The organism is Candidatus Regiella insecticola LSR1 (assembly GCF_000143625.1).
GTDB lineage: Bacteria > Pseudomonadota > Gammaproteobacteria > Enterobacterales > Enterobacteriaceae > Regiella > Regiella insecticola.
In genome coordinates this window covers 1-1392 of sequence record NZ_GL379721.1, presented here as the reverse complement: position 1 = coordinate 1392, position 1392 = coordinate 1, and the positions used below count along the sequence as shown (strand labels likewise).

Annotated in this window: 2 protein-coding genes; both read left to right on the top strand. The window is 43.5% G+C overall.

Annotated features, from left to right (window positions below; genetic code table 11):
- A partial coding sequence (locus REG_RS12385; RefSeq protein ID WP_141553685.1) for a nucleoside-diphosphate kinase occupies positions 1–169 on the top strand: 169 nt, incomplete at its 5' end.
- Between the two features lie 18 nt (positions 170–187).
- Positions 188–1309 (top strand): bifunctional tRNA (adenosine(37)-C2)-methyltransferase TrmG/ribosomal RNA large subunit methyltransferase RlmN, encoded by a 1122-nt coding sequence (locus REG_RS10010; protein ID WP_407078956.1) that lies wholly within the window; start codon positions 188–190, stop codon positions 1307–1309.
- Positions 1310–1392 lie beyond the last annotated feature (83 nt).

Sequence of the window (1392 nt, the reverse complement as noted above, 5' to 3'; positions counted from 1 at the left end):
CGCTGATAGTGTTACCGCCAATGCGGTTCATGGCTCTGATAGCGTTGGATCGGCTCAACGTGAAATTGCTTATTTTTTTACCGCCGATGAAATTCTTTGTGATCGAATCATCCTAGAGCCTGTGCCAAATCTTCTTGAGCGAGCGCAAGAGATTTCAACAGGCTCTTAAATATTGAAGAGAACTACCATGGTTAGCACTAAAGTCAATCTGCTTGATTTAAATCGTCAGCAATTACGCCATTTTTTTATCGAAATGGGGGAAAAGCCCTTTCGTGCTGATCAGGTGATGAAATGGATATATCACTATTGTTACGATGATTTCGAACAAATGAGTGATATCAATAAAGTATTACGCACCAAGTTACAACAAATAGCAGAAATTCGCGCCCCGGAAGTGGCACAAGAGCAACGATCGGCGGACGGTACCATTAAGTGGGCGATTAAAGTAGGCGATCAACAAGTTGAAACGGTTTATATCCCAGAAGCTGATCGCGCTACCTTATGTGTTTCCTCACAGGTAGGTTGCGCATTGGAATGTACGTTTTGTTCAACCGCTCAGCAAGGCTTTAGCCGTAACTTACGTGTCGCGGAAATTATTGGACAAGTCTGGCGTGCCGCCAAAATTATCGGCTCGCTAAAATCCAGTGGTCGGCGTCCTATTACTAACGTAGTCATGATGGGCATGGGCGAGCCGTTATTGAACTTAAATAACGTGGTGCCAGCGATGGATATTATGATGGACGATTTCGGTTTTGGTTTGTCCAAACGCCGCGTTACCCTATCGACCTCGGGTGTGGTACCGGCGTTAGATAAATTGGGTGATATGATCGACGTCGCTTTAGCTATTTCTCTTCATGCACCGACGGATGAGATCAGAGATGAAATTGTGCCGATTAATCGTAAATATAATATCGACACTTTTTTAGCGGCAGTACGGCGTTATCTGGCGAAATCTAATGCTAACCAAGGGCGTGTTACTGTTGAATATGTGATGCTCGATCATATTAATGACAGTCCCGAGCAAGCTCATCAATTAGCCGAATGTTTAAAAAATACCCCCTGTAAAATTAATCTTATTCCTTGGAACCCTTTCCCGGGCGCGCCCTATGGTCGAAGCTCTAACAGCCGTGTGGATCGATTTTCTAAGGTGTTAATACAGTATGGTTTTACCACTATTGTACGTAAAACACGGGGTGATGATATCGACGCGGCTTGCGGTCAGTTAGCGGGGGAGGTGATTGATCGTACTAAACGGACATTGAAAAAGAGAATAGCGAAAGAAGGTATATCTATTAAACTTCTTGCATAACCTACTGGGTGGTGCAAGAAGTCCATTCCCTTAATTACTGCCATCAAATTTTTAAACCGTTATAGCCAAATCAGTTTAATTTG